Annotated in this window: 21 protein-coding genes; 12 read left to right on the forward strand and 9 right to left on the reverse strand. The window is 65.2% G+C overall.

All coding sequences use genetic code 11. From position 1 onward, the window contains the following. Window positions 1-719 (forward strand): IS3 family transposase (locus tag ACFWBU_RS11395; RefSeq protein ID WP_378528298.1); only part of this gene is annotated, 719 nt, incomplete at its 5' end. A gap of 42 nt (window positions 720-761) precedes the next feature. On the opposite strand, the gene ACFWBU_RS11400 is transcribed toward ACFWBU_RS11395, so the two are convergent. From ACFWBU_RS11400 to ACFWBU_RS11415, 4 genes are all read right to left on the reverse strand, one after another. Next, window positions 762-1235, reverse strand: coding sequence for a PIN domain-containing protein (locus ACFWBU_RS11400; RefSeq protein WP_378528299.1), 474 nt, complete (start codon window positions 1233-1235; stop codon window positions 762-764). Between the two features lie 56 nt (window positions 1236-1291). Continuing rightward, window positions 1292-1702: a helix-turn-helix domain-containing protein gene (locus ACFWBU_RS11405; RefSeq protein ID WP_169622586.1), complete on the reverse strand. Its 411-nt coding sequence runs from the start codon at window positions 1700-1702 to the stop codon at window positions 1292-1294. Window positions 1703-1974: 272 nt separating this feature from the next. Next, entirely contained in the window at window positions 1975-2979 is a 1005-nt protein-coding gene (locus ACFWBU_RS11410) for an IS481 family transposase (RefSeq protein ID WP_378528300.1), read from the reverse strand. 6 nt (window positions 2980-2985) lie between these two features. Continuing rightward, a complete protein-coding gene (locus ACFWBU_RS11415) occupies window positions 2986-3480 on the reverse strand; it encodes a DUF6194 family protein (protein ID WP_378528301.1) in 495 nt (164 codons plus the stop codon). A gap of 66 nt (window positions 3481-3546) precedes the next feature. Between ACFWBU_RS11415 and ACFWBU_RS11420 the strand changes: the two genes are divergently transcribed. Next, the gene (locus ACFWBU_RS11420) at window positions 3547-4257 is read left to right on the forward strand and encodes a MerR family transcriptional regulator (protein ID WP_378528302.1); all 711 of its coding nucleotides are present in this window, start codon (window positions 3547-3549) and stop codon (window positions 4255-4257) included. Between the two features lie 125 nt (window positions 4258-4382). Here ACFWBU_RS11420 and ACFWBU_RS11425 read toward each other — a convergent pair whose 3' ends face one another. Then, window positions 4383-5348 (reverse strand): oxygenase MpaB family protein, encoded by a 966-nt coding sequence (locus ACFWBU_RS11425; protein WP_378528303.1) that lies wholly within the window; start codon window positions 5346-5348, stop codon window positions 4383-4385. A gap of 4 nt (window positions 5349-5352) precedes the next feature. Next, window positions 5353-6891 (reverse strand): aldehyde dehydrogenase family protein, encoded by a 1539-nt coding sequence (locus ACFWBU_RS11430; protein WP_378528304.1) that lies wholly within the window; start codon window positions 6889-6891, stop codon window positions 5353-5355. Window positions 6892-7020: 129 nt separating this feature from the next. Between ACFWBU_RS11430 and ACFWBU_RS11435 the strand changes: the two genes are divergently transcribed. After that, window positions 7021-7770, forward strand: coding sequence for a GntR family transcriptional regulator (locus ACFWBU_RS11435; protein ID WP_378528305.1), 750 nt, complete (start codon window positions 7021-7023; stop codon window positions 7768-7770). Between the two features lie 80 nt (window positions 7771-7850). Further along, entirely contained in the window at window positions 7851-8693 is an 843-nt protein-coding gene (locus ACFWBU_RS11440; protein WP_378528306.1) for an oxygenase MpaB family protein, read from the forward strand. 8 nt (window positions 8694-8701) lie between these two features. Here the strand turns inward: ACFWBU_RS11440 and ACFWBU_RS11445 are convergent, their stop codons facing one another. Genes ACFWBU_RS11445 through ACFWBU_RS11455 form a run of 3 tightly spaced genes read right to left on the reverse strand, consistent with a single transcriptional unit; the run spans window position 8702 to window position 11560 of the window. Next, window positions 8702-9178: a DUF4334 domain-containing protein gene (locus tag ACFWBU_RS11445; protein WP_169622590.1), complete on the reverse strand. Its 477-nt coding sequence runs from the start codon at window positions 9176-9178 to the stop codon at window positions 8702-8704. A gap of 10 nt (window positions 9179-9188) precedes the next feature. Continuing rightward, window positions 9189-10301 (reverse strand): NAD(P)-dependent alcohol dehydrogenase, encoded by a 1113-nt coding sequence (locus tag ACFWBU_RS11450; RefSeq protein WP_378528307.1) that lies wholly within the window; start codon window positions 10299-10301, stop codon window positions 9189-9191. Continuing rightward, on the reverse strand, window positions 10298-11560 hold the full coding sequence (locus ACFWBU_RS11455; RefSeq protein WP_346765397.1) for a TetR/AcrR family transcriptional regulator: 1263 nt from the start codon (window positions 11558-11560) through the stop codon (window positions 10298-10300). The genes ACFWBU_RS11450 and ACFWBU_RS11455 overlap by 4 nt, the downstream gene beginning before the upstream one ends. A gap of 254 nt (window positions 11561-11814) precedes the next feature. Here ACFWBU_RS11455 and ACFWBU_RS11460 point away from each other — a divergent pair, with 254 nt between their 5' ends. From ACFWBU_RS11460 to ACFWBU_RS11495, 8 genes are all read left to right on the forward strand, one after another. Continuing rightward, window positions 11815-12804 carry a nitronate monooxygenase family protein gene (locus ACFWBU_RS11460; protein ID WP_296549607.1) on the forward strand — a complete coding sequence of 330 codons (990 nt, stop codon included), beginning with the start codon at window positions 11815-11817 and terminating at the stop codon, window positions 12802-12804. Beyond that, entirely contained in the window at window positions 12801-13583 is a 783-nt protein-coding gene (locus ACFWBU_RS11465; RefSeq protein WP_378528308.1) for an enoyl-CoA hydratase, read from the forward strand. The genes ACFWBU_RS11460 and ACFWBU_RS11465 overlap by 4 nt, the downstream gene beginning before the upstream one ends. 349 nt (window positions 13584-13932) lie before the next feature. Continuing rightward, a complete protein-coding gene (gene fadD5 / locus ACFWBU_RS11470; RefSeq protein WP_378528348.1) occupies window positions 13933-15486 on the forward strand; it encodes a fatty-acid--CoA ligase FadD5 in 1554 nt (517 codons plus the stop codon). Window positions 15487-15553: 67 nt separating this feature from the next. Further along, complete coding sequence (locus ACFWBU_RS11475; RefSeq protein ID WP_378528309.1) at window positions 15554-16363, forward strand: MlaE family ABC transporter permease; 810 nt, start codon at window positions 15554-15556, stop codon at window positions 16361-16363. Beyond that, entirely contained in the window at window positions 16363-17226 is an 864-nt protein-coding gene (locus ACFWBU_RS11480) for an ABC transporter permease (protein ID WP_169622596.1), read from the forward strand. The genes ACFWBU_RS11475 and ACFWBU_RS11480 overlap by 1 nt, the downstream gene beginning before the upstream one ends. A gap of 62 nt (window positions 17227-17288) precedes the next feature. After that, a complete protein-coding gene (locus ACFWBU_RS11485) occupies window positions 17289-18509 on the forward strand; it encodes an MCE family protein (protein ID WP_378528310.1) in 1221 nt (406 codons plus the stop codon). Continuing rightward, complete coding sequence (locus ACFWBU_RS11490; RefSeq protein ID WP_169653006.1) at window positions 18506-19528, forward strand: MCE family protein; 1023 nt, start codon at window positions 18506-18508, stop codon at window positions 19526-19528. Before ACFWBU_RS11485 ends, ACFWBU_RS11490 begins: the two co-directional genes overlap by 4 nt. After that, on the forward strand, window positions 19525-20562 hold the full coding sequence (locus tag ACFWBU_RS11495; RefSeq protein WP_378528311.1) for an MCE family protein: 1038 nt from the start codon (window positions 19525-19527) through the stop codon (window positions 20560-20562). Before ACFWBU_RS11490 ends, ACFWBU_RS11495 begins: the two co-directional genes overlap by 4 nt. The last annotated feature ends 4 nt before the right edge of the window (window positions 20563-20566 follow it).

Raw genomic sequence — 20566 nt, forward strand, 5'->3', positions numbered from 1 at the left:
ATCTGCGCGCAGAGCTGCGCAGATATGCCCGCAAGCATCCGCGGCACGGCTTCCGGCGAGCATGGGCGTGGCTGCGCTACGACCAGGGCATCGAGTTGAACAAGAAGAAGATCCACCGCCTGTGGAAGGAAGAAGGGCTGCAGGTCCGGCGTGCTCCACGCCGCAAACGTGCCGGCCTGTCCTCGGTTCCGATCGTCGACGCGGATGCTCCGAATGTGGTGTGGGCATTGGACTTCCAGTTCGACTCGACCGTCGACGGCAAGACGGTGAAGATCGCGTCGATGGTCGACGAACATACCCGGATGTCGTTGTTGAACATCGTGGACCGCTCGATCACCGCCGACCGGTTGATCGAGGGCTTGGAGAAGGCGTTCGCGATGTGGGGTGGGCCGCCGCTGGTGCTGCGGATGGACAATGGGCCGGAGTTCATCTCGGAAGCGCTGCGGGACTTCTGTGCTGGGTCGGTCGGGATGTCCTACATTCCGCCGGGCACGCCGTGGAACAACGGGTTCATCGAGTCGTTCAACAACCGGTTGCGCGATGAATGTCTCAACCGAAACTACTGGCCCACTCTGCTCGAGGCCCGGGTGGTGATCGAGGACTTCAAGGACGACCACAATCACCGGCACCGTCATTCGGCGCTGGGGTACCGAACTCCTGCCGAGTACGCTGCCGGATGCACCCACCGGCACCAGCCGGTGGCGTGTGAGATCGACTGATCGACTGCAAGTAGGAATCGGCTCTAGAACCGACCGGACCGACTATCGGGGACCTGCCACTCGGACTGTGGAAATCGCGTCTCGATAGACGAGCATGAAGAAGTCGTCGGGGGTGTAGACCTCATAGACGAGAAGTTCATCGTGCCCTGAGGCGAATTCGTGGAATCCGGCGTCATTCGTGATGACGTACTGAGCGTCGCCGTGTTCTGCCGCGGCGTGCAGGTGTGCGTCGTACTTGTCTGTGTAAGCGAGGCCCGGGTCGATCTCGTACCCTTTGATTCGGCCGTGTACAGCGACTTTAACAATATTGTCCCGAACTCCCCCGATTTGATGATCGGAGAAGTTCGGGTGCTTCTTGCGCAGGTGATATACCAACTCCGCCATGACGTCCTCGGTCCAGCGCAAGTGAAAAAGCGGCGGTCCAGACCTGTTTGCCAGCAAACAGAGCCAGTCCCGCAGGGTCCGCGAATACAGTACGTTCGCGTCTGGCAGCACGTTCGGCACTCGTGAGCTCACGCGAGTGACAATAGGCGCCACTACCGCACATATCGAACTCCCGGGCCGTCAGTAGTTTAGTAATCCAGGTCCTCTGCTTCTTCGAAGTCGCGCAAATCCTGAAACGCGGCCCGTTGTTGCTCGCGCAGCCGATCGCGGTAGGCAAGGACATCGGCGGTATTCAGCCGTGTATGGGTGCCAACCTTGTGCGCTGGAATCTGCTCCTCCCGTATCAGTTTCATCAACGTAGGCCGGGAGACGCCGAGTAGATCTGCTGCAGACGTAGTGGTCAACTCATCCGGCATCGAACCGATAGTCACCGTGCCGCCCGCAGCGACGGTCTGCACGACTTCGACGAGAATCCTGGCCAACTCTGCAGGCACGACCGACAGAAGATCCGCAGGGTTGAACGCTCCCGCTTGCGATACCTGATTCGATGTCACTGTCAGTGTCGTCTTCCCGACGCCACGATCGATCACCGCGTCCATCGCTTACACCTCCTACGTTCACCCCGACGGTAGCCACTTGCACTTATAAGTGCAACACTTTTGTTGCCTGGGTAATACCCACGGCTTGCGAGTTCTAACGCTTGGGCCGAGAACGTTCATACCGTCAGCGATCTTCTGCGGTCAGCTCAGTCATGATCGTGACTGAATGGGGCTGAGCGTTCCTCCCGGGTGCGAGTTCTGATCGACGGCATCGCCGGCTGTTGAGCGAAGGGTGTCATGGCTGTCGAGGTGGCGTCTACACCAACGAGCCGCTAGGTGTAGGAGGGCTGGACGTTGGTGACACCGGCCCGGAGCCGTGACGCCGGTGGGCGGCCGCCGGCCGCGCTGTGTGGACGGTGGTAGTTGTAGTGAATGTTCCAGACCGCGATGGCAGATGTGCGGGCGTCCTCGCTGGTGAACTCCCGGGCGTAGAGAAGTTCCTCGGCCAGGATGCGCTGGTAGCGCTCCACCTTCCTGTTGTGCCGTGGCGTATAGGGCTTGGTCTTCTGGTGTCGGGTCTTCTGGCCGACGATTCTTGCGAAGTCGCCCGATCTGTAGCAGGCCCCGTTGTCGGTGACGATCCGGTGAACGTGGTCGATGCCGTGTGCGGCAAACCAGACCTTGGCTCGACCGAGGAACGCGGCGGCGGTGGCACCCTTTTCGTCGGCGAGCGGTTCGGTGTACGCGAGTCTCGAGAACCCATCGACAGCTGAGTGAAGGTAGACGTAACCGCGCTTCGCCCCTGCTGATTTTGCCCGGTCGGCGGCTTTGGCCTCGCTACTGTCGCGACCGTGGATCCGCCATCCGCCTCCGTCCGGAATCCGCCCGACCTTCTTGACGTCGAGGTGCACCATGTGGCCGGGCCAGCGAGCAGTGATCTTCCCGGGTTTGCGGTTGTTCTCGCCGCCCGGGTCGATGAACTTCCGCTTGCCGAGCCCGAGCCTGGTCAGGTGCCGAGTGACGGTGCGCCGGTTGATGCCGAATCCGCGGTCGGCGAGTTCATCAGTGATGCGCTGGGCGGACCACTTCTGCTCGCGGCGCCAGGACTCTATGTTCGCGATTACCCACGCCGGTGTTGCGCTGGGGCTTCGGTGTGGCGTGGACGTGCGGTCCCGGAGTCCAGCCTCGCCGTAGCGTCGCCACCGGTTTACCCATTTCGAGGCGCAGGCACGGGAGATGCCCATCTCGGCTGCTACGTGGGCGATGGGGCGGGTGCGGCATCGCTCAATCAGCCTGCGTCTACCCTCAGCTGAAAGCGGTGCGTTGCGGTGTGTCACCGGTCGTCACCCCTGACCTGGAGCCGCGTTGGGCCTCGTGGAGGCGCTTCGCCGCGCCGCCCGGCGATGGGCAGCCTCGTGCGCCTGTCGCAGAAGGCCGGCAGCCAATCCGTGCGTGCTCGCGCCCGGGTTGACGATCGACACCCAACCTTGCCCGCGGTACACGGGGTGAGGAAGAACCATGTCGGTGGCGGCGTAATCCCACGTTCCCGCCTCTGAGCGGGGGGCCTCACCGACAAGCTCGATGAACACGTCGGTGCCGACGTGAATGTTGAGTCGCCAACGATCGGGCTCATCGAGTCCGGACAGGGCGTCATCCGGGTAGTTCTTCGTCACGATGGTGGCGTAAGGCTGCTCACGCGTCGGCACCTGGCCGTCGGGTGCGTAGTAGAAGAAGTGGTCACCCCATGCGATCGCTGGGAAGGCGCTGCTCTCATCGGGGGCAAGTTCGAGCACCCCGTCGAAGGCTCGGATTGTCTCTAGCAGTTCGTCCATACTCATGGTTCAAGCGTGCACTTGAAGTGCTTATGGAGGGTTGAGACGATGCGAGCGGACGAAGCGACACTCATGACCACCGCCGCCGCCGCGTCAGCCGCGGGATACTCAGCCCAGCAGGTGCGCGATCTGGAGGCTCGCGGCGTGATCCCCGTTGCAGCCAGGTCACCCAGCGGGTACCGGTGGTTCACTGCAGAACACATACGACACCTGCGCGCCTACCGCGACCTCGCATCCGCGGTAGGTCCCGTCGAGGCTCGACGCGCCATGCGGGACATTCGACTCCAACCGCGCGACCAAGCTGCGGCGCTGATCTGCGGGTTCCATGCCAGGCTCAACGCCGAGCGAAAGCAGGCACTCGCAGCACGGCATGCGCTGGAGTCAATCAACGAGGAAGCAACGACCGAGGCTAAGCCCGTTGAAGACGACGCCATGACCATCACTGAACTGTCGCAGGCCCTTGGAGTCAGGGCCTCGACGCTCCGCTTCTGGGAGAAGGCCGGCCTGGTGGCACCCGACCGAGTCGCAAAACGAGCAGGGACAGCGCGGCGCTACACCCTCACCGCCATCCGAGAAGCGCGCATCACCGCAGCACTCCGTGCCGGCGGCTACCGCATTCCAGATGTGCAAAAGGCGATCACAGCGATCCGCGACCTCGCTGACGCGAGCTACTCGCTCGCTGCGCTCGACGCGCGGCTAGACAACATCGCCCAACGCACACTCGCCCTACTGCGCACGGGATCCCTCCTAGCAGAGATCATCGAGTCAGCGTCAGCAGCCTGAGAGGGTTGCCCGCGTTGCCGTTTCGCGCGTCATCAACCTCCTGTCCCGCAACAGCTAGGCAGCCCCAGCGGGCGCTCCCTCGTCGGCGATGCTCGACGTGCGCACACGTTCGCGCTTCGGGATTCTCAGTTCTCTACACCGAGGTCACGCGGACGGTATCCGAGCGGGTAACCCGGGTAGGTCCGGTTGCTCGGGTTGCTCGCGGAGAGCGACGCCCGTCGTTTCGGGAAGCGGCGGACCAGTGCGGACCGTGCGCGCAGCGCACCCTCGGACACCGCCCGCATCCGCGCCGAGCCCTTCGGGAATCCGAACGCCGCGGCCATCCGGTCGTCGATCAGGGAGTACACGACCTTCTCCACTCCACCGCGCAGCGGCTTCGGATACCAGGACCGGAACAGCCGGAGGGTGTAGGTCCCGATGGCATGGTTGTCGTCGCTGTAGACGAACCTCGTCCGCTCGTACTCCTGCTTGAACCGGTAGAACTCCTGGAACGTCTCCGGAATGTCCTTGATACCCATGCGGATACCGACCTGCCGGTAGAAGTGGAACGACGCGAGTCGTTCGTTCGGGTGGAGTCGACGCCACCCGTACCTGTCGATCCAGTCGAGCGGGTCGAACGCGAAGGTCGACAGCACGTACAGCATGTCGTCGTTGTCGATCGAGTACTTGCCGTGCATGCGGTTGATGTTCCGCAGCGATTCGCGTCCGCGTTCGGCGTCGTATCCGTGCTCGACGAGTTCGGCCATCAGCAGGGCTGTGTCGTCGTAACGCTTCTGCGGGCGCTTCTCGAATTCACCGGTGCGGGCGAGAAGTGCGGAAATGGTGGGAACGCAGTAGGTACGGAACAACGCGAACTCGAGGGAACGCTGGTAGTCCCAGGGAAATTCGTACCCGGCCGTGATCCGGTGGATGTCCTGGTGCTGCGTCACCGGGTCGAGTTTCTCGATGACCTTGACCCACCCCATGCGACCCCGCCGCGGGCGAGGCTCGCGGTCCGGGGGCGCGAACGTTCCTGCCTTCTCGATACGAGCCGCCGGACTCGCCACGACTGCCGCCTTGCGGCTGCGGGTGCGCGGGGGAGTGGTCGTCATCCGGTCACCTTCCGTGCATGTACTTGAGCATGAGTTCGGAAATCCTCAGGTCACGCGCCGGCCGCTCGAGGCTCATCAGTTTCAGTGGGGAACTGAACCTCTCGACCGTGACCGACTTGGGGCGGCTGAACTCGCGAAGACCGTCGGCGCCGTGAATGCGTCCGAAGCCCGACTCGCCGACGCCACCGAACGGCAGCGACGCGATAGCGGCGAACCCGAGCACCGAGTTGATCGACACCATGCCGTTGCGCAGACGCTCGGCGAGCTCGCGTCCCTTGGACTTGTTGCCGATGAAGATCGACGCCCCGAGACCGTATTCGGTGCCGTTGGCGCGATCGACCGCCTCGTCCAGGTCGCGAACCTTGTTGACCACCACCGTGGGGCCGAAGGTTTCTTCGCACACGGCCGTGGACGTCTCGGGGACGTCGGTCAGGATGACGGGTCCGATGACGAGACCCTGGATCGAGTCGAGGCCGCCGAGTACCGCTTTGCCGCCGCTCGCGAGCGCATCTTCGATATGGCCGCGTACGACGTCCACCTGGCGCGGCAGAGTCATCGGGCCGTAGGTCGAATCGGTGTCCCCGCCCGGATGTGCGCGGGAGACGGTCGCGGTGAGCTTGTCGAGGAACTCGCGGTAGACAGGCTCGACGACATAGATCCGTTCGACGCCCGCGCATGTCTGGCCGGCGTTGCCGAACGCACCGAAGGCGGCGAATTCCACCGCCTTGTCGATGTCGGCGTCGGCCGCGACGATCATTGCGTCCTTACCGCCGCACTCGGCGACGAGCGGGGTCAGCGTCTCGGCACACGCGGCCATGACTTTGCGTGCGGTGGGACCGGATCCGGTGAACGCGACCTTGTCGACACCCGATCGGACCAACGCCGAGCCCGTTTCCCCGAGACCTGTGATCACCTGGAACACAGGCTGGGACGGGGAAATCGAGTTCCACTTGTCCTCGAGCCACTTTCCGACGCCCGGCGTGAGTTCGCTCGGCTTGAAGACGACTGCGTTTCCTGCCGCCAGCGAGTACGCAATGGAACCCATCGGCGTGTAGACCGGGTAGTTCCACGGCCCGATCGCACCGACCACGCCGAGCGGCTTGTACTCGAGGGTGGCCGCCTGGTTGAAGCTTGCGACGCCCGACGGGACCCTGCGCGGGCGGAGCACCTTCTTCGCGTTGCGCGCGGCCCAGTCGAGGTGTTCGACGGCGAGCAGGACTTCGAGGAACGCGTCCCCGTACGGCTTTCCGGTCTCCCTCGACACGACGGTGGCGAGCGAGGTGGCATCGGACGCGATGGCTTTCTTGAACTCGAGCAGCCACTCCCGGCGTCCGCGGAATCCCTGCGCCTCCCACCAGCGTGAGGCGATCCGTGCGCGGTCGACCGCGGCGGCAACCTCTGCGGCATCGGCGATCGGATACTCGGCGATCACCTCACCGGTGCGGGGGTCGAGGCTGGCGAACGTGTCGGAGTTTTCCGAGGCGGCAACCGCCTGCGCGGTACCCGCTTCCGAGGTCTCCGAGGGACTGAGATTCTGGGTCATGACCGACACTTCCTGTGGACCGCATCAAATATATTTGATGTGATAGCTGTAGTGGACATCACATTAGGCGCTGTCGCGGTGATTGGACAACCCCTGTGTGCAGTTGTCCGGACTACTCCAGGAGACGATATGTCGGCACCCACACCGAGCACCGACAAGGCCAGTGAGCGGGGCGGGATCCGGCCGCGGGCGGGGTCGCCGATGCGCCGGCGACCGCAGTTGTCCGACGAGGTCGCCGGGCACCTGCGCGGGTCGATCATGTCGGGCGCGCTCCGGCCCGGAGATTTCATCCGCCTCGACGAGACGGCCGCCGAACTCGGGGTCAGTGTCACGCCGGTGCGCGAAGCGCTCCTCACGCTGCGAGGCGAAGGAATGGTCGAGTCGGCGCCGAATCGCGGCTACCGGGTTTCGCCCCTGAACAGGTCCGACATCGACGACATCTTCTGGTTGCAGGGGCAGATCGCGGTGGAACTGGCGCTGCGCGCCGTGGATCGGGTCGATGCCGAGGATCTCGTGCGGCTCGCGGAACTCAACGAGCGGTTGCGCTCGCTCGTCGCTCTTCCCGGCGGCGCGGTGCCGGATGTGGAGCGGATCGCCGACGCGGAGTTCGATTTCCATCGTGAGGTCAACCGCATCGCGGGTAGTCCCAAACTCGCCTGGTTCCTCAACAATGCGGCACGTGTCATCCCGTACCGCCTCTATGCGCGCGACACCGGGTGGGGGACGAAGGCGGTCGCGGCGCACGCCAAGCTCATCGAGGCGATGCGGGTCCGTGATCACAACGAGGTGATCACGCAGACCCTGGTGCAGTTCGACGACGCGGCGGAGAGATTGGTCGAGCATCGCCGACGGATGGTGACGGACCGGCCGGGGGTGTAGGACCGGCGCTTGCCTATCTGAATACGGGTGTGCACAATTCGAATGATCGTGCTGCATCCGTATTCCCGTCAGGAGAGCTCATGGTGACCCGCACCGGAGAGGGCGCACCCCGCGTCGCCACCGAGTCCCGCCCGATTCCGCCCGGCTCCGTCGACCTCGCCGATTTCGTGGGTGAGTCCATGTTGCTCCTCGGAGCGGGGGCCACTGTTCTCCTGCAACTCGGGGAGCGAGGAGTCGGGCACGGCGTTGCCGAGCACAGCACCACGTTGCAACGGCCGCTCGACCGGCTGCGGACCACCATGACCTACGTCTACGCGGTCACCCTCGGTTCCCCCGAGGAGAAGCAGCAGATCGTGCGGATGGTCAACAAGGCCCATGTGCCGGTGCATTCGGAGACGTACAACGCGTTCGATCCCGAACTCCAGCTGTGGGTGGCGGCGACGCTGTACCGCAATGGTGCGGAGATGTACTCGCGCATCTTCGGCGAACTCGGCGACAACGACCTCGAGCACCTGTATCGCCAATCGGCGGTGTACGGAACCGCGCTTCAGGTCAAGGAACACATGTGGCCGGCCACGCGAGCCGACTTCGAGGCGTACTGGGACGAGAAGATCGCGTCGTTCGAGGTGGACGCGAAGGTTCGTGCCTTCACGCGCCACCTGCTTTCCGGTGGCGACGCCCCCCTCGCAGTCCGCGCGCTGATGCCCCTGCAGCGGTTCATGACGATAGGCCTTCTGCCGCAACGGTTGCGAGAGGAGTTCGCCCTTCCGTGGAGTCGGCGCGACCAGCGCCGATTCGACCTCTTCTGGAAGGTCTTTCCCCCGCTCTATCGCCTCGTCCCGAGGCCGATCCGGCAGTTGTCGGCGACGTACTACCTGCGCGACATGCGCCGCCGCATGGCAGCGCAGCAGCATCTCATCTGACGGAGAACTCAGAGAGCCACGTCGCGCTCGAGTCCGAACCAGTAGTGCTCTCCGCCGTCGAAGACGAGTTTTCCCTTCCCGTTCATCACACCGATCAGTGTGTCGTCGTCGACCTTCTTGAAGTGGTCGAAGACGGGCATGCCGTCGTACACCATCGTCGCGGTCACCTCGCCCCGGAACACGATTTCCCACAGGCTCGCCTCTCCGCGACCGGTTTCCTTGTCGGAGAACAGTTCCCCGTCCTCGCCGCGGCACACCAGGGGTTGCACCTCGGTCGGTGAGACGAACGTCTTCCCGTACCACCGGGACGCGCCGAGAAGCCCGTGGGTGCGATGGCCGGTATCGAAGCTGAACCCTTTCCAGCGGAATCCGACGAGATCGTCTATCCGTGCCGGCGTGAGACGCGGCCACAACGCGTCGAGTTCGCGCGGATCGATTGTCTCGGTGCGGGCGCGAAGGTCCGCGACGTGCCGAACTACGTCCATGTCGTCTCCTCTAGTTGTCGAAGGTCAGAACTGCTTTGACGACCTCGCCCGAGCGCACGGCATCGAGGGCGTCGTCGAGTTTTGTGAAGTCGAACGTACGGACCAGTTTCTCGACGGGGAAACGGCCGTCACGCCACAGGTCCGCGAGTTCGGGCAGGAACCGATGAGGATCCGTGTCACCTTCGATCACTCCGGTCAGCGTGCGCCCGCCGAGCAGATGCGTCTGATCGACCGTGATGGGATTGCGGCCTGCCTGCAGGCCGAGTGTCGCGCACACGCCGGGACTGCCCAACGACGACAACGCCTGCCGAACAACCGATTCGGTCCCGACGGCTTCGACCGCGAAATCGGCTCCGCCGCCCGTGAGACGACGGAGATGACGGCCGAGGTCGTCGTGCTCGTCGGGCGATACCACCTCGGTGGCCCCGAGTTCGCGCGCGAGGTCGTGCCGGCGACGGTTGGGGTCGATACCGATGATGGTGGTGCACTCCGCGATGCGGGCGGCCATGATCGCGGCCATCCCGACCGCACCGAGGCCGAACACCACGATCGACGAGTCGGGTTCCGGCCGAAGAACCCGGAGGACCGTGCCCGCGCCGGTGGCGAGCCCGCATCCGAGAGGTCCCGCGAGAGCGACCGGTACGTCGCAGGGCAGCCGCACCGCATTGCGCTCGGTGACCACCGCCAGCGACGAGAAGGACGATTGCCCGAACCAGTTGCCGTGCAGGGCACGGCCGTTCGCGTCCTGAAGAACAGTCGTGCCGTCGCTCCGGGTACCGCCGTAGTTGAGCCCGGCGAAGCGGGCGCAATACGCGGGTCGGCCGCGTGTGCAATTGCGGCACTGCCGACACGAATCGAAACCCAGAACCACCGCGTCTCCGACCGCGAGTCGCGTCACCGCCGTGCCGACTTCGGTGACGACGCCGGCGCCCTCGTGTCCGAGGACCGCGGGCACCGGAATGGGGACGCCCCCGGCCGCCGCGGTGAGGTCGGTGTGACAGATTCCGACGCCACGAATGCGCACGAGGACTTCGTCGGGACGAAGATCGGGGACGCTGACCTGCTCGAGTTGCAACGGGGCCCCGTACGTCCGGAGAACTGCTGCCGTCGCCGTGCGCCTCATCCGTGCTGTGCTTCCGGCCGGGGTGTGCCGAGCAGTATCGCGAGCATCAACTGCTGCACTCGGCGCCGCGTGGATGCGGTGGACCGGAATCGCAGGAGGTTGCCGGTGTCGAGCACGACGTTGAGGGCCGCGTGCACGAGGAAGCGGCATTCCACCGGCGACAGGTCGCTGCGCAGTTCCCCGATGAGCCGCGCCCAGTCCTCGATGTTGAGTCGCTGGATGTTCCGCAGGTCGCTGCGGTGATGGGCCGGAAGGTTCCCGATCTCCGCGAAATACACCGACATCAGGGCGCTGTGCTCGAACGACAGCCGGATGAAGAAGTCGCTGAGGGTCTCGAGCGCCTGGGCCGGTGTCGTCGACTCGGTCAGGGCCGCGCCCACGGCCACCGCCACCCGATCGGCGGCGCGCCGGAACGCGGCTGCGAGAAGTTCGGCTTTGCTGGGAAAGTGCCGGTAGACCCCGGAGGCGTTGATGCCCGCCGCCGCCCCGATCTCCTCGATGCTCACCTCGTGGTAACCGCGGGCATCGAACAGCAGCACGGCCTCGTGGAGCAGCACTTCGCGTTTGTTCGCCATGGTGAGGCCCTGGGGTGCGGGCGCCGGGTCGGCTTCCGGGAGATCCGGTACGAGGGGGACCGCGGCGAGTGCGCGGCAGGCATCGAGCAGCAACTGCTGGATGCGACGGGTGGACAACGGTGCGCGGTGGGTGGTGATCGAGCCGATGACACTGAGCACGGCCGTGCTGAGCAACACGTGGTCGGAATCGGAAAGATCGGGTCGCAGACGGGAGAGGGTATGCGCGAGCCGCCTGTTGATCGCCACCATCTTCGAGCGGATCACGCTGCGGTCGTCGCTGGTGAGGTACCGCCGCTCCCAGCGATACAGACCCCCGGTGCGCCGGTTGTCGACGGTGGTCCGGATGAGCGAGGTGAGCTGCCGGTCGAGCACGTCGGCCGGATTCTGGTCGTCCCCCGGATCGAGCTCGTTCAGTGCGCCTTCGAGCGCGTCGGCGAGCGTGGCGACGGCGTGGTGGAAGAGCGCGTACTTGTTCGGGAAGTGCCGGTACAGCGCGGGACCGGAAATGCCGACTGCGGACGCGATCTCGTCGATGCTCACTCCGTGGTAGCCGCGTTCGCTGAAGGCCTCGGCGGCAACGGTGGCGATCTGCGCCTTCCGGTTCTTGGGCCGGCGGCGCGGTGCGGGAGTGGCGGAGCCGGCCTCCGCGCGGTTGCGCGCCTCGACCTGCGCGTGTTCGGGCACCGGGCCTCCTCGGATGGGGTGAAGCGCGGCCCACGACCGGGGCCGTAGGGGGATGGTCGGTTTCAAAGGTAACAGCCGCACCCCGGGGAAAGGAACGCGCATCTTCCTCGCGATCGGCGGAAAACCGCAGTACAGAACGTATTGACAAACCCCGGAGGAGCCACCAAAGTTAACACCGATTCTCCATGCAATTCATAGAATTGAGGTAGGGAATCGTGCTGGACACAAGCACATCCAGGATCCGAGGGGGACCCGTGAGGACTCGATTCACCGAGATGTTCGGGGTGGAACATCCCATCGTTCAGGGCGGCATGATGTGGGTCGGCCGCGCCGAACTGGTCGCCGCTGTCGCCGATGCCGGCGCGCTCGGCTTCATCACGGCTCTGACGCAGCCGACCCCCGAGGATCTCGTGCGTGAGATCGAGCGGACCCGCGAACTCACCGACAAGCCGTTCGGTGTCAACCTCACCATTCTTCCCTCGATCAACCCGCCTCCGTACGCCGAATACCGGCAGGCCATCGTCGACTCGGGTATCGAGATCGTCGAAACAGCGGGATTCAACCCCGCGGACCACCTTCCCTTTTTCAAGGACGCCGGTATCAAGGTGATCCACAAATGCACCAGCGTTCGTCACGCGGTCAAAGCGGAACGGATCGGCGTGGACGCGGTGAGTATCGACGGCTTCGAATGTGCCGGGCACCCCGGTGAAGACGATGTGCCGGGCCTGATTCTCATCCCGGCCGCTACCCGCAAGCTCACGATCCCGGTGATCGCATCCGGTGGAATCGCCGACGCCCGCGGTCTCGTAGCCGCGCTCGCGCTCGGTGCCGAAGGGGTGAACATGGGCACCCGGTTCATGTGCACGGTCGAGTCGCCGGTAGCGCAGGAGGTCAAGGAGCAGATCGTCCGGAATACCGAACTCGACACCAAGCTCATTTTCCGGACGCTCCGGAACACGGCCCGCGTCGCCTCCAATGCCGTCAGTCGCGAGGTTGTCGACATCGAGTCGGGCGGAGCGGAGTTCGGAGATATCCAGCATCTCGTCTCGGGCGCCCGCGGCCGGAAGGTGTTCGAGGACGGAGACCTCGACGCAGGAATCTGGAGCGCGGGTCAGAGTCAGGGGCTGATCGACGACATACCGACGGTGTCGGACCTCGTCACACGCATGGTCGCCGAAGCCGAGGACATCATCACCAGCCGGCTCCAGGGTTTCGTGGCCGCCGGCTCGGAGGTGGGGGCATGACCGCAACGCCCACCGTCGAGGGACTCCGCTCCGAACTCGCCGACGGGATCCTCAGGCTCACCATTTCCCGGCCCAAGCGAATGAACGCGATCGATCTGGCGACGTTGTCGGCGCTGCGCGACGCGGTGACGGCGGCCGATACCGACACCCGGGTGCGCACGATCGTTATCACCGGTGAGGGCAAGGCATTCTGTACCGGAGCGGATCTCGCTGCGGGAGCGGCGAATCCGCAGGACCCGACCGTAGCGATGGATGCCACTACCGGTTTGATCCGCGCGATCACCGACGTTTCCGTTCCCGTCATCGCGGCAGTGAACGGTCCTGCCGCCGGTGTCGGAGTGTCGATCGCCCTCGTCGCCGACCTTACGTACGCTGCTGAGAGCGCATACTTCCTGCTGTCCTTCGTGAACATCGGGTTGATGCCCGACGGTGGGGCGAGTCTGCTCGTTCCGGCCGCGATCGGCCGCGCTCGCGCGGCCGAGATGGCGCTGCTCGGCGAACGCATCGGTGGTGCGGACGCCGACCGTTTCGGACTGGTGACGCGGACACTGCCGGACGACGAACTCGCGGCACACGTGGACGCGGTGGCCGCGCGCACCGCGCGGGGACCCCGACGCGCACAGGCCCTCACCAAGAAAGCACTCAACGCCGTGACCCTCCCACTGCTCGACAGCGCGCTTGCGCGGGAGAAAGAAGGTCAGGTGGAACTGCTCACTTCGGCGGATTTCGCCGAGGGCGCCATGGCGATGCTGGAGAAGCGCCCCGCCCGTTTCACGTAGCCCGGAATACTCCAACAGGTCGTGCACTTTCCGACGGTGAGTCGCGGACCGCGACATCACCACGCTGCACGGTGCCATTCGGAAAAGCCGCTGCTGAAAGCGGATAACACACGCGTCGTTCGGGTCTGCTCCCTTTCGGGATATCGCGCTCTGTCAGTGTTCGACCGTGGAGAATCTACGTTAACAAAACTCTGGTCTTGCCACCGTCGCCCCTGTAATGTGCCTCACACATCGAAGGCTCGGCTTCCCACCGGTTCGCCTTCCTGTCCCGTCACGAGAGGACCTATCGATGGCGCCCCCCGCAGGCACTCCCGGATCGACCGGCACCCGATCGACTGTCACCGAGTCGATGCGTTTTCGTAGCAACAACTGGAACAACCAGGTCTCCCGGCACGCGTTGATGATTCCCGACCGCACCGCACTCCGATTCCTGGGCGAATCCATCTCCTGGTCTCAGCTGGACGCACGGATCGACAAGCTGGCAGATGCGCTGTCGCGGCGGGGCATCGGCTTCGGCGACCGGGTGATCGTGCTGATGCTCAACCGCCCCGAATACCTCGAGACGGTACTTGCCGCCAATGCGCTCGGTGCCATAGCGGTCCCCGTGAACTTCCGCTTGACCGCGCCCGAGGTGGCATTCCTCGTCGCCGATTCCGGTGCGAAAGCCATTGTCGCCGAAGGGCCACTCGTCCCGCTCGCCGCCGCTGCGCGAGCACAGTCGGAAGGCATCGAACTCTTCGTCACCCTCGGTGCCGAACCCGAGGGCGACGCCGTGAGTTACGACGACCTCGTCGCCGAGGACGGCGATGCCCGCACGCCGGTGGAGATCCCGAACGACACGCCGGCGCTCATCATGTACACCTCCGGAACCACCGGCCGCCCGAAGGGCGCTGTGCTCACACATTCGAACATGGAAGCCCAGTCGCTCACGTGCATCCGGGCGTTCCGCCTCTTCGACGAATCCGGCATCGGGTTCTGTGCGTCGCCGATGTTCCACATCGCGGCGCTCGGTTCGATCGCACCGAGCCTGATGCTCGGCACGACGACGGTGATCCACCCCGTCGGCGCGTTCGACCCCGAGGTGCTCCTCGACGTACTCGAAGCGGAGCAGGTGACCAGTCTGTTCCTGGTTCCCGTGCAGTGGCAGGCCGTGTGCGCAGCCCAGCAGTCGAACCCGCGAAAGCTGAAGCTGCGCAACATCTCCTGGGGCGCAGCGCCGAGTTCGGATACCATCCTCCGCGCAATGGCCGAATCCTTCCCGGATGCTTTCAATGTCGCGGTGTTCGGGCAGACGGAGATGTCGCCGATCACGTGCGTCCTCGACGGAAACGACGCGATTCGCAAGCTCGGATCCGTCGGCCGGGTCATACCCACGATTCAGGCGCGTGTCGTCGACGACGAGATGAACGACGTCGAACCGGGTCAGGTCGGGGAGATCGTCTATCGCGGGCCGACCATGATGCGCGAATACTGGAACAACCCGTCCTCCACGGCGGACGCGTTCTACGGCGGATGGTTCCATTCCGGAGATCTCGTTCGCGTCGACGACGAAGGTTTCGTCTACGTCGTCGACCGCAAGAAGGACATGATCATCTCGGGCGGCGAGAACATCTACTGCGCCGAGGTAGAAAACGTCCTCTTCGGGCACCCGAAGGTTCTCGAAGCCGCTGTCGTCGGCCGTCCGGATTCGAAGTGGGGCGAGGTCCCCGTGGCGGTGCTCGCGCTCGGACCCGGCACCGACGACCTCACCATCGAGGAACTCCAGCCCTACCTCGACGACCACTTGGCGCGGTACAAGCACCCCAAGGAAGTCGTGATCGTCGAGGCGTTGCCCCGCAACGCCAGCGGCAAGGTCGTCAAGGGCCAACTCCGCGGCGGATTGTCCGCCGTGATTCAAGGCTGACCCTCCGCACCGGCCACCCGGTCGAGTTCGGGACCGGGCCGTGGATCAGTGAAAGGAGAGGGGGCACATGACGTTCGAACTGCCCAAACCGAAGGGACCGGCACACGATCTGGCGATCCAGGTCGGTGCGCTCGTCGGCTTCTCTCTCGAAACCCTGGTTGCCACGGCCCGCGTCCTGTTCCGCCGTCGTCTCTCGCTCGGCGAGACCGTTACCCAGTCGCTGTTCATCGCGAAGGTCTGCAGCGGTCCCGCACTACTGCTGATGCTCCCGGTCGGTGTACTGATCGCGGTGTCGGTCGGTTCGCTCGCGGGACAACTCGGCGCCGGCGCCTACTCCGGCGCAATCGTCTCGTTCGTCGTGGTCGGACAGGCCGCCGCGCTGGTGTGCGCTCTCATGCTCGCCGGTGTCGGCGGTTCCGCGATCTGTGCAGACCTGGGGTCGCGCACGATCCGGGAAGAGATCGAGGCGATGGAGGTGATGGGACTCAACGTGGTCGAACGACTGGTGGTGCCTCGACTGCTCGCCTCGGTACTCGTCTCGCTCATGCTCTGTTCCCTCGTCACGCTGGTCGGTGTCACCGCGTGCTACCTGTACGAGATCTATCTCAACGACGGGTCCGGCGGGGCGTTCTTGAGAACCCTCGGCGAATACGGTCGACTGTCGGATTTCGCGACGGCCATGTTCAAGTCCGCGTGCTTCGGCGTCACGTCCGCGCTGATCGCTTCCTTCAAGGGGCTCCACGCCAAGGGCGGACCGAGCGGTGTCGCCGACGCCGTCAACGAAGGTGTGGTGCTGGCGTTCGTCATGGTGTTCGTCGTCAATACCGTTCTGTCCCAGATGTACACCGTGCTCGTTCCCGCGGTGGGCACCTACTGATGATCTCGTACACCACCTTCACCCGTGCGCGCTCGATGACGCATCGCCCGGTCGCCGCGACCGTCGACGGGTTCGCATCGATGGGCCGGCAAGTTGTGTTCGCCGGGAAAGCGGTCGCCGGAATCCCCATTGCGCTGCGGCGGTACTTCCGTCACGTGCTCTACCACATCGGCGATGTCAGTTTCGGATACGCGTCGCTGCTCGCCGGGGGCGGCACGATCGGAATCGTGTTCGCGATGTCCGCGGTGGCCGCGATGATGGTGGGTGTCGAAACGCAGCGAGGACTCGAGCTGATCGGCATGACGTCCCTGTCCGGCATGCTGTCCGCGATCGCCAACACCCGGGAACTCGCCCCCGTCGTCGCCTCCATCGCGCTCGCTGCCAAAGTGGGAACCGGCTTCACCGCACAACTCGGCGCGATGCGTATCTCCGACGAGATCGACGCGCTCGACGCGATGGCCGTCCGGTCGATCCCGTTTCTCGCCAGCACCCGTCTCGTCGCCGCGGCGGTATGCGTCGTACCGATCTACATGGTGGGGTTGCTCGCCTCGTTCGTCGCCACCCGCCTGGTCGTCGTCAACTTCCAGGGCAACTCGGCCGGCACCTACGACTACTACTTCCACCTCGCGCTCTCCCCGGCCGACCTCTGGTATTCGCTGATCAAGGCAGTCGTGTTCGCGATGATCGTGGCGATCGTGCACTGTGCGTACGGCTTCTACGCCTCAGGTGGACCGGAAGGCGTGGGCCGTGCCGCAGGGCGGGCGTTGCGTACGAGCATCCTGGCCATCGGGATCACCGACGTCGTGCTGACCTTCGCCCTGTGGGGTCTCGTGCCCACCATCCCGGGGGTGGGAGTCTCGTGACGTCCGCACGCCTCGTCCCGCGCCCAGTGCCCGCGCCCGCCGCCCCACGCCGGACGAACAAGATGTCGGGTCCGACCCGCCCGGTCCTCGCTCTGATCGGTGTGGTCTCCACCGTGATCCTCGTCGTTACCGGGGTTTTGCTCGTCGCATCCGGTGCCGGGTCCTTGTCACGGGATCCGCGCATCACCGCCACACTTCCCGCCGACGCCGGACTGATCTTCGGTTCCGCGGGGGTGCAGTACCAGGGTGTGCACGTGGGAAGCCTCACCGGAATCGACGCCGGCGTCACCAGTTCCCGTCTGACGATGCAGATCGACGCGGCGCAGATGTCCGAGATTCCGGCATCGGTACGGGTACGCGTCGTGCCGCGCACGCTCTTCGGCGACGTGTTCCTCGAGTTGGTGCCGCCGGAGGAACCCGAGCGCGGACCGCGACTCGAGCCGGGGGCGGAACTGAGCGTCGATACCTCCTCGGAGTCCGTGCAACTGGCGAACCTGTACTACCGGGCCGCCGAGTTGATGGAACAGCTTCGGCCCGAGCAGCTTTCGGTCGCGCTCGACGCCATGAGCCAGGCATTGCAGGGACGGGGAACAGCCCTGGGGGAGACGATCGACCGCATGGCCACGCTGACAACCGATCTCGGCCCGCTCGTCGATTCGGGTATCGCCGCGGCCCCCCAGCTCGCAACTGTGAACGAAGCGATCTCCGCAGCCACCGACGATGTCGTCGCCATCATGCAGAACGCGTCCGAACTGTCCCAGGTCGTGCTGGACCGGGAGGACGGTATCCGCCGACTGCTGTCCGGGGGCGCGTCACTCGGGCAGGAAGGCGCGGCTGTGCTGTCCGCCAACACCGGCAACATGATCGCGGTGGTCCGGAACGGGGCACCGGTGATGGGCGCGTTCGCAGGCAACACCACAGGCCTCGACGAGACCCTTCGCTACCTGTCCGTCTTCGGTGGTGCCGGCGCCCGGGTGTTCTCGACCGGCCGGTTCAACATCACCGCAGTTCCGGATTTCGCCGACCCGATGCCGTACACAGCAGCGGACTGCCCGAGGTACCCGGGCATGGACGGCGCGAACTGCGGTGATCCGGTCCGGACGCCTGCGCCGAACCCCTCCTCGATTCGGTCCGCATCGGCCGAGCGCGCACCGCTCCGTTACCTCGAGCAGATCGCCGCGGGTATCGCGCCCGACGCGGCGGAGTTCGGTGACGACCCGTCGGCAGCCGCGTCGATGCTGCTCGCGCCGTTCGTTCGTGGAGCGGAGGTGAGCATCCCGTGAGTGCCCTGACCGGACCGATGCTGCGCCTGGGCGCGTTCTGCGTCGTAGGAGTGCTCGCCGCTGTCGTCGTGGGGAACACCCTCGACCAGCCCGTCGTCGGATCCACCCGCGAGTACTCAGCCGAGTTCACCGATGTCGAGGGGCTCACTCCCGGCAGCGACGTGACACTCGCCGGAGTCCGTGTCGGCAAGGTCGCGCGTGTGGAGTTCGCACCGCAGGACGACGGAAGCTCGCGTGCGCGAGTGCACTTCGACATCGAATCCGGTCGGCAACTGACGACCGACGTCACCGCGAAAGTCAATTACGGCGACATGATCGGCGTACGTTACGTCGCGTTGCGCCTGCCTGCCGACACGACAGGCGTGGTGCTCGAGGAGAACGCGACCATCCCCCTCGAGCAGACCGCCCCGCCGGTCGATCTCACCGCGCTGGTCAACGGCTTCAAGCCACTGTTCGAGGCGATCGATCCCGCCCGCATCAATTCCCTCGCGGTTTCCGTGGTGGAGGCGTTCCAGGGGCAAGGCGGAACACTCGAATCCCTGCTTCTGCACATTGCCTCGGTCAGCGCGGACGTCGTCGAACAGGAGCAGGTCTTCAACGAGGTGATCGCCAATCTCGAGCAACTCGTCACCGTCGTCGACCGGCGCAACGAGGAGGTCTCGTCCCTGATCTCCGGGATGGCGGTCGTGAGCCAGGCACTCGCCGGCGACGAGGCGCAACTCGCGGCACTCGTCGATCGAGGTAGTTCGGCCGTACGGGCCACTGCTGCACTGATGTCCGGCGCCGTCACCCCACTCGATACCGCGGTGACGGATCTGCGGGTGATGACCGACGCGTGGATTCCGCAGACCGACAACTTCGACGAGGCGATGGCGGGGCTGCCCGCGCTCGCCGGCAGCCTCAATCGGATCGGCGACTACGGCGGCTGGCTCAACCTCTACATGTGCAACTTCACGGTCCTGTCGGGAGACTTCGAGACGAACCTTCTCGGCACCGCCTACTCGGAGGTGTGCCGATGAGCGCGACACGCGAGACGCGGGACGCGATCGCGGCGATCTTCTCCGGACGGCACGACCGGAATGCGAATCCGATCCTTCTCGGTGTGATCGGCATGGTCGTCGTCGCGGTCGTGATGGTCGGTGCACTGGCGCTTCCGCAGTTGACGTATCTGGTCAGGACACAGTCGTATACCGCCGAATTCGCCAACGCGGCGGGGCTCGCTCCCAACGACCCGGTCTACGTCTCCGGTGTCCCGGCGGGCCGCGTCGAGGGCCTGGAGATGGCAGGCGACCACATACTGGTCGACTTCCGGATCGACCGGAAACAGGATCTCGGCGACCGCACCACGGCGGAGATCAAACTCAAGACCATCCTGGGTAAGCTCTATCTCTCGGTGACACCCGCGGGTGCCGGCGAACTCACCGGCGGCCGTGTTCCGTTGTCCCGCACCGCGGTGCCCTACAGCCTCGACGAATTGACCACGGACGTACAGGCTGTGAGCGAAGGACTCGATATCGAATCCATCGAAACGATGATGCAGACGCTGACCGACGCCATGCCCTCCGACTCCCGGCACATCGCCGACGCACTGGCAGGCGTCGAAGCGACGTCGCAGATGATCGTGCGCAACGATGCGCGGATCACGTCGTTGCTGCGTTCCGCGAAGTCGCTCACCTCGGTGGTCGCCACGCAGAGCGAGGACGTCTCGGTTCTGGTCCGCAATGCCACCACGGTGGTGGACATCCTCGCCGCGCGCAAGGAGGCCCTGGTCCGTCTCGTCGAGGATCTGCGCGGCCTCGCCGCCACCACGGCAGCGTTCCTCACCGACAACTCGTCCGAGGTCGACGCGCTGCTCGTGAATCTGGAATCCGTCACCGCGACGCTCGCGGCCAACGCCGCGAACATCGACCGGATTCTCGCGACGCTGCCCGCGGGCCTCCGCGCCGCGACCGATGCGTCCGGCAACGGGAACTGGGTCGACGTGCACGCCCCTGCCGGACCGATTCCCGACAACGCGTTGTGCGCCGTCGGCGTGATGGAGGGGTGCAATTGAAAGG

The organism is Rhodococcus sp. NPDC060084 (genome assembly GCF_042730335.1).
GTDB lineage: Bacteria > Actinomycetota > Actinomycetes > Mycobacteriales > Mycobacteriaceae > Rhodococcus.

Bases quoted from the DNA above. Each gene is read 5' to 3' on its own strand.
- ACFWBU_RS11405 (WP_169622586.1), bottom strand. From the start codon at position 1,702: ATGGACGCGGTGATCGATCGTGGCGTCGGGAAGACGACACTGACAGTG.
- ACFWBU_RS11415 (WP_378528301.1), bottom strand. From the start codon at position 3,480: ATGAGTATGGACGAACTGCTAGAGACAATCCGAGCCTTCGACGGGGTG.
- ACFWBU_RS11420 (WP_378528302.1), top strand. From the start codon at position 3,547: ATGACCACCGCCGCCGCCGCGTCAGCCGCGGGATACTCAGCCCAGCAG.
- ACFWBU_RS11425 (WP_378528303.1), bottom strand. From the start codon at position 5,348: ATGACGACCACTCCCCCGCGCACCCGCAGCCGCAAGGCGGCAGTCGTG.
- ACFWBU_RS11430 (WP_378528304.1), bottom strand. From the start codon at position 6,891: ATGACCCAGAATCTCAGTCCCTCGGAGACCTCGGAAGCGGGTACCGCG.
- ACFWBU_RS11435 (WP_378528305.1), top strand. From the start codon at position 7,021: ATGTCGGCACCCACACCGAGCACCGACAAGGCCAGTGAGCGGGGCGGG.
- ACFWBU_RS11440 (WP_378528306.1), top strand. From the start codon at position 7,851: ATGGTGACCCGCACCGGAGAGGGCGCACCCCGCGTCGCCACCGAGTCC.
- ACFWBU_RS11445 (WP_169622590.1), bottom strand. From the start codon at position 9,178: ATGGACGTAGTTCGGCACGTCGCGGACCTTCGCGCCCGCACCGAGACA.
- ACFWBU_RS11450 (WP_378528307.1), bottom strand. From the start codon at position 10,301: ATGAGGCGCACGGCGACGGCAGCAGTTCTCCGGACGTACGGGGCCCCG.
- ACFWBU_RS11465 (WP_378528308.1), top strand. From the start codon at position 12,801: ATGACCGCAACGCCCACCGTCGAGGGACTCCGCTCCGAACTCGCCGAC.
- fadD5 (WP_378528348.1), top strand. From the start codon at position 13,933: ATGCGTTTTCGTAGCAACAACTGGAACAACCAGGTCTCCCGGCACGCG.
- ACFWBU_RS11475 (WP_378528309.1), top strand. From the start codon at position 15,554: ATGACGTTCGAACTGCCCAAACCGAAGGGACCGGCACACGATCTGGCG.
- ACFWBU_RS11480 (WP_169622596.1), top strand. From the start codon at position 16,363: ATGATCTCGTACACCACCTTCACCCGTGCGCGCTCGATGACGCATCGC.
- ACFWBU_RS11485 (WP_378528310.1), top strand. From the start codon at position 17,289: ATGTCGGGTCCGACCCGCCCGGTCCTCGCTCTGATCGGTGTGGTCTCC.
- ACFWBU_RS11495 (WP_378528311.1), top strand. From the start codon at position 19,525: ATGAGCGCGACACGCGAGACGCGGGACGCGATCGCGGCGATCTTCTCC.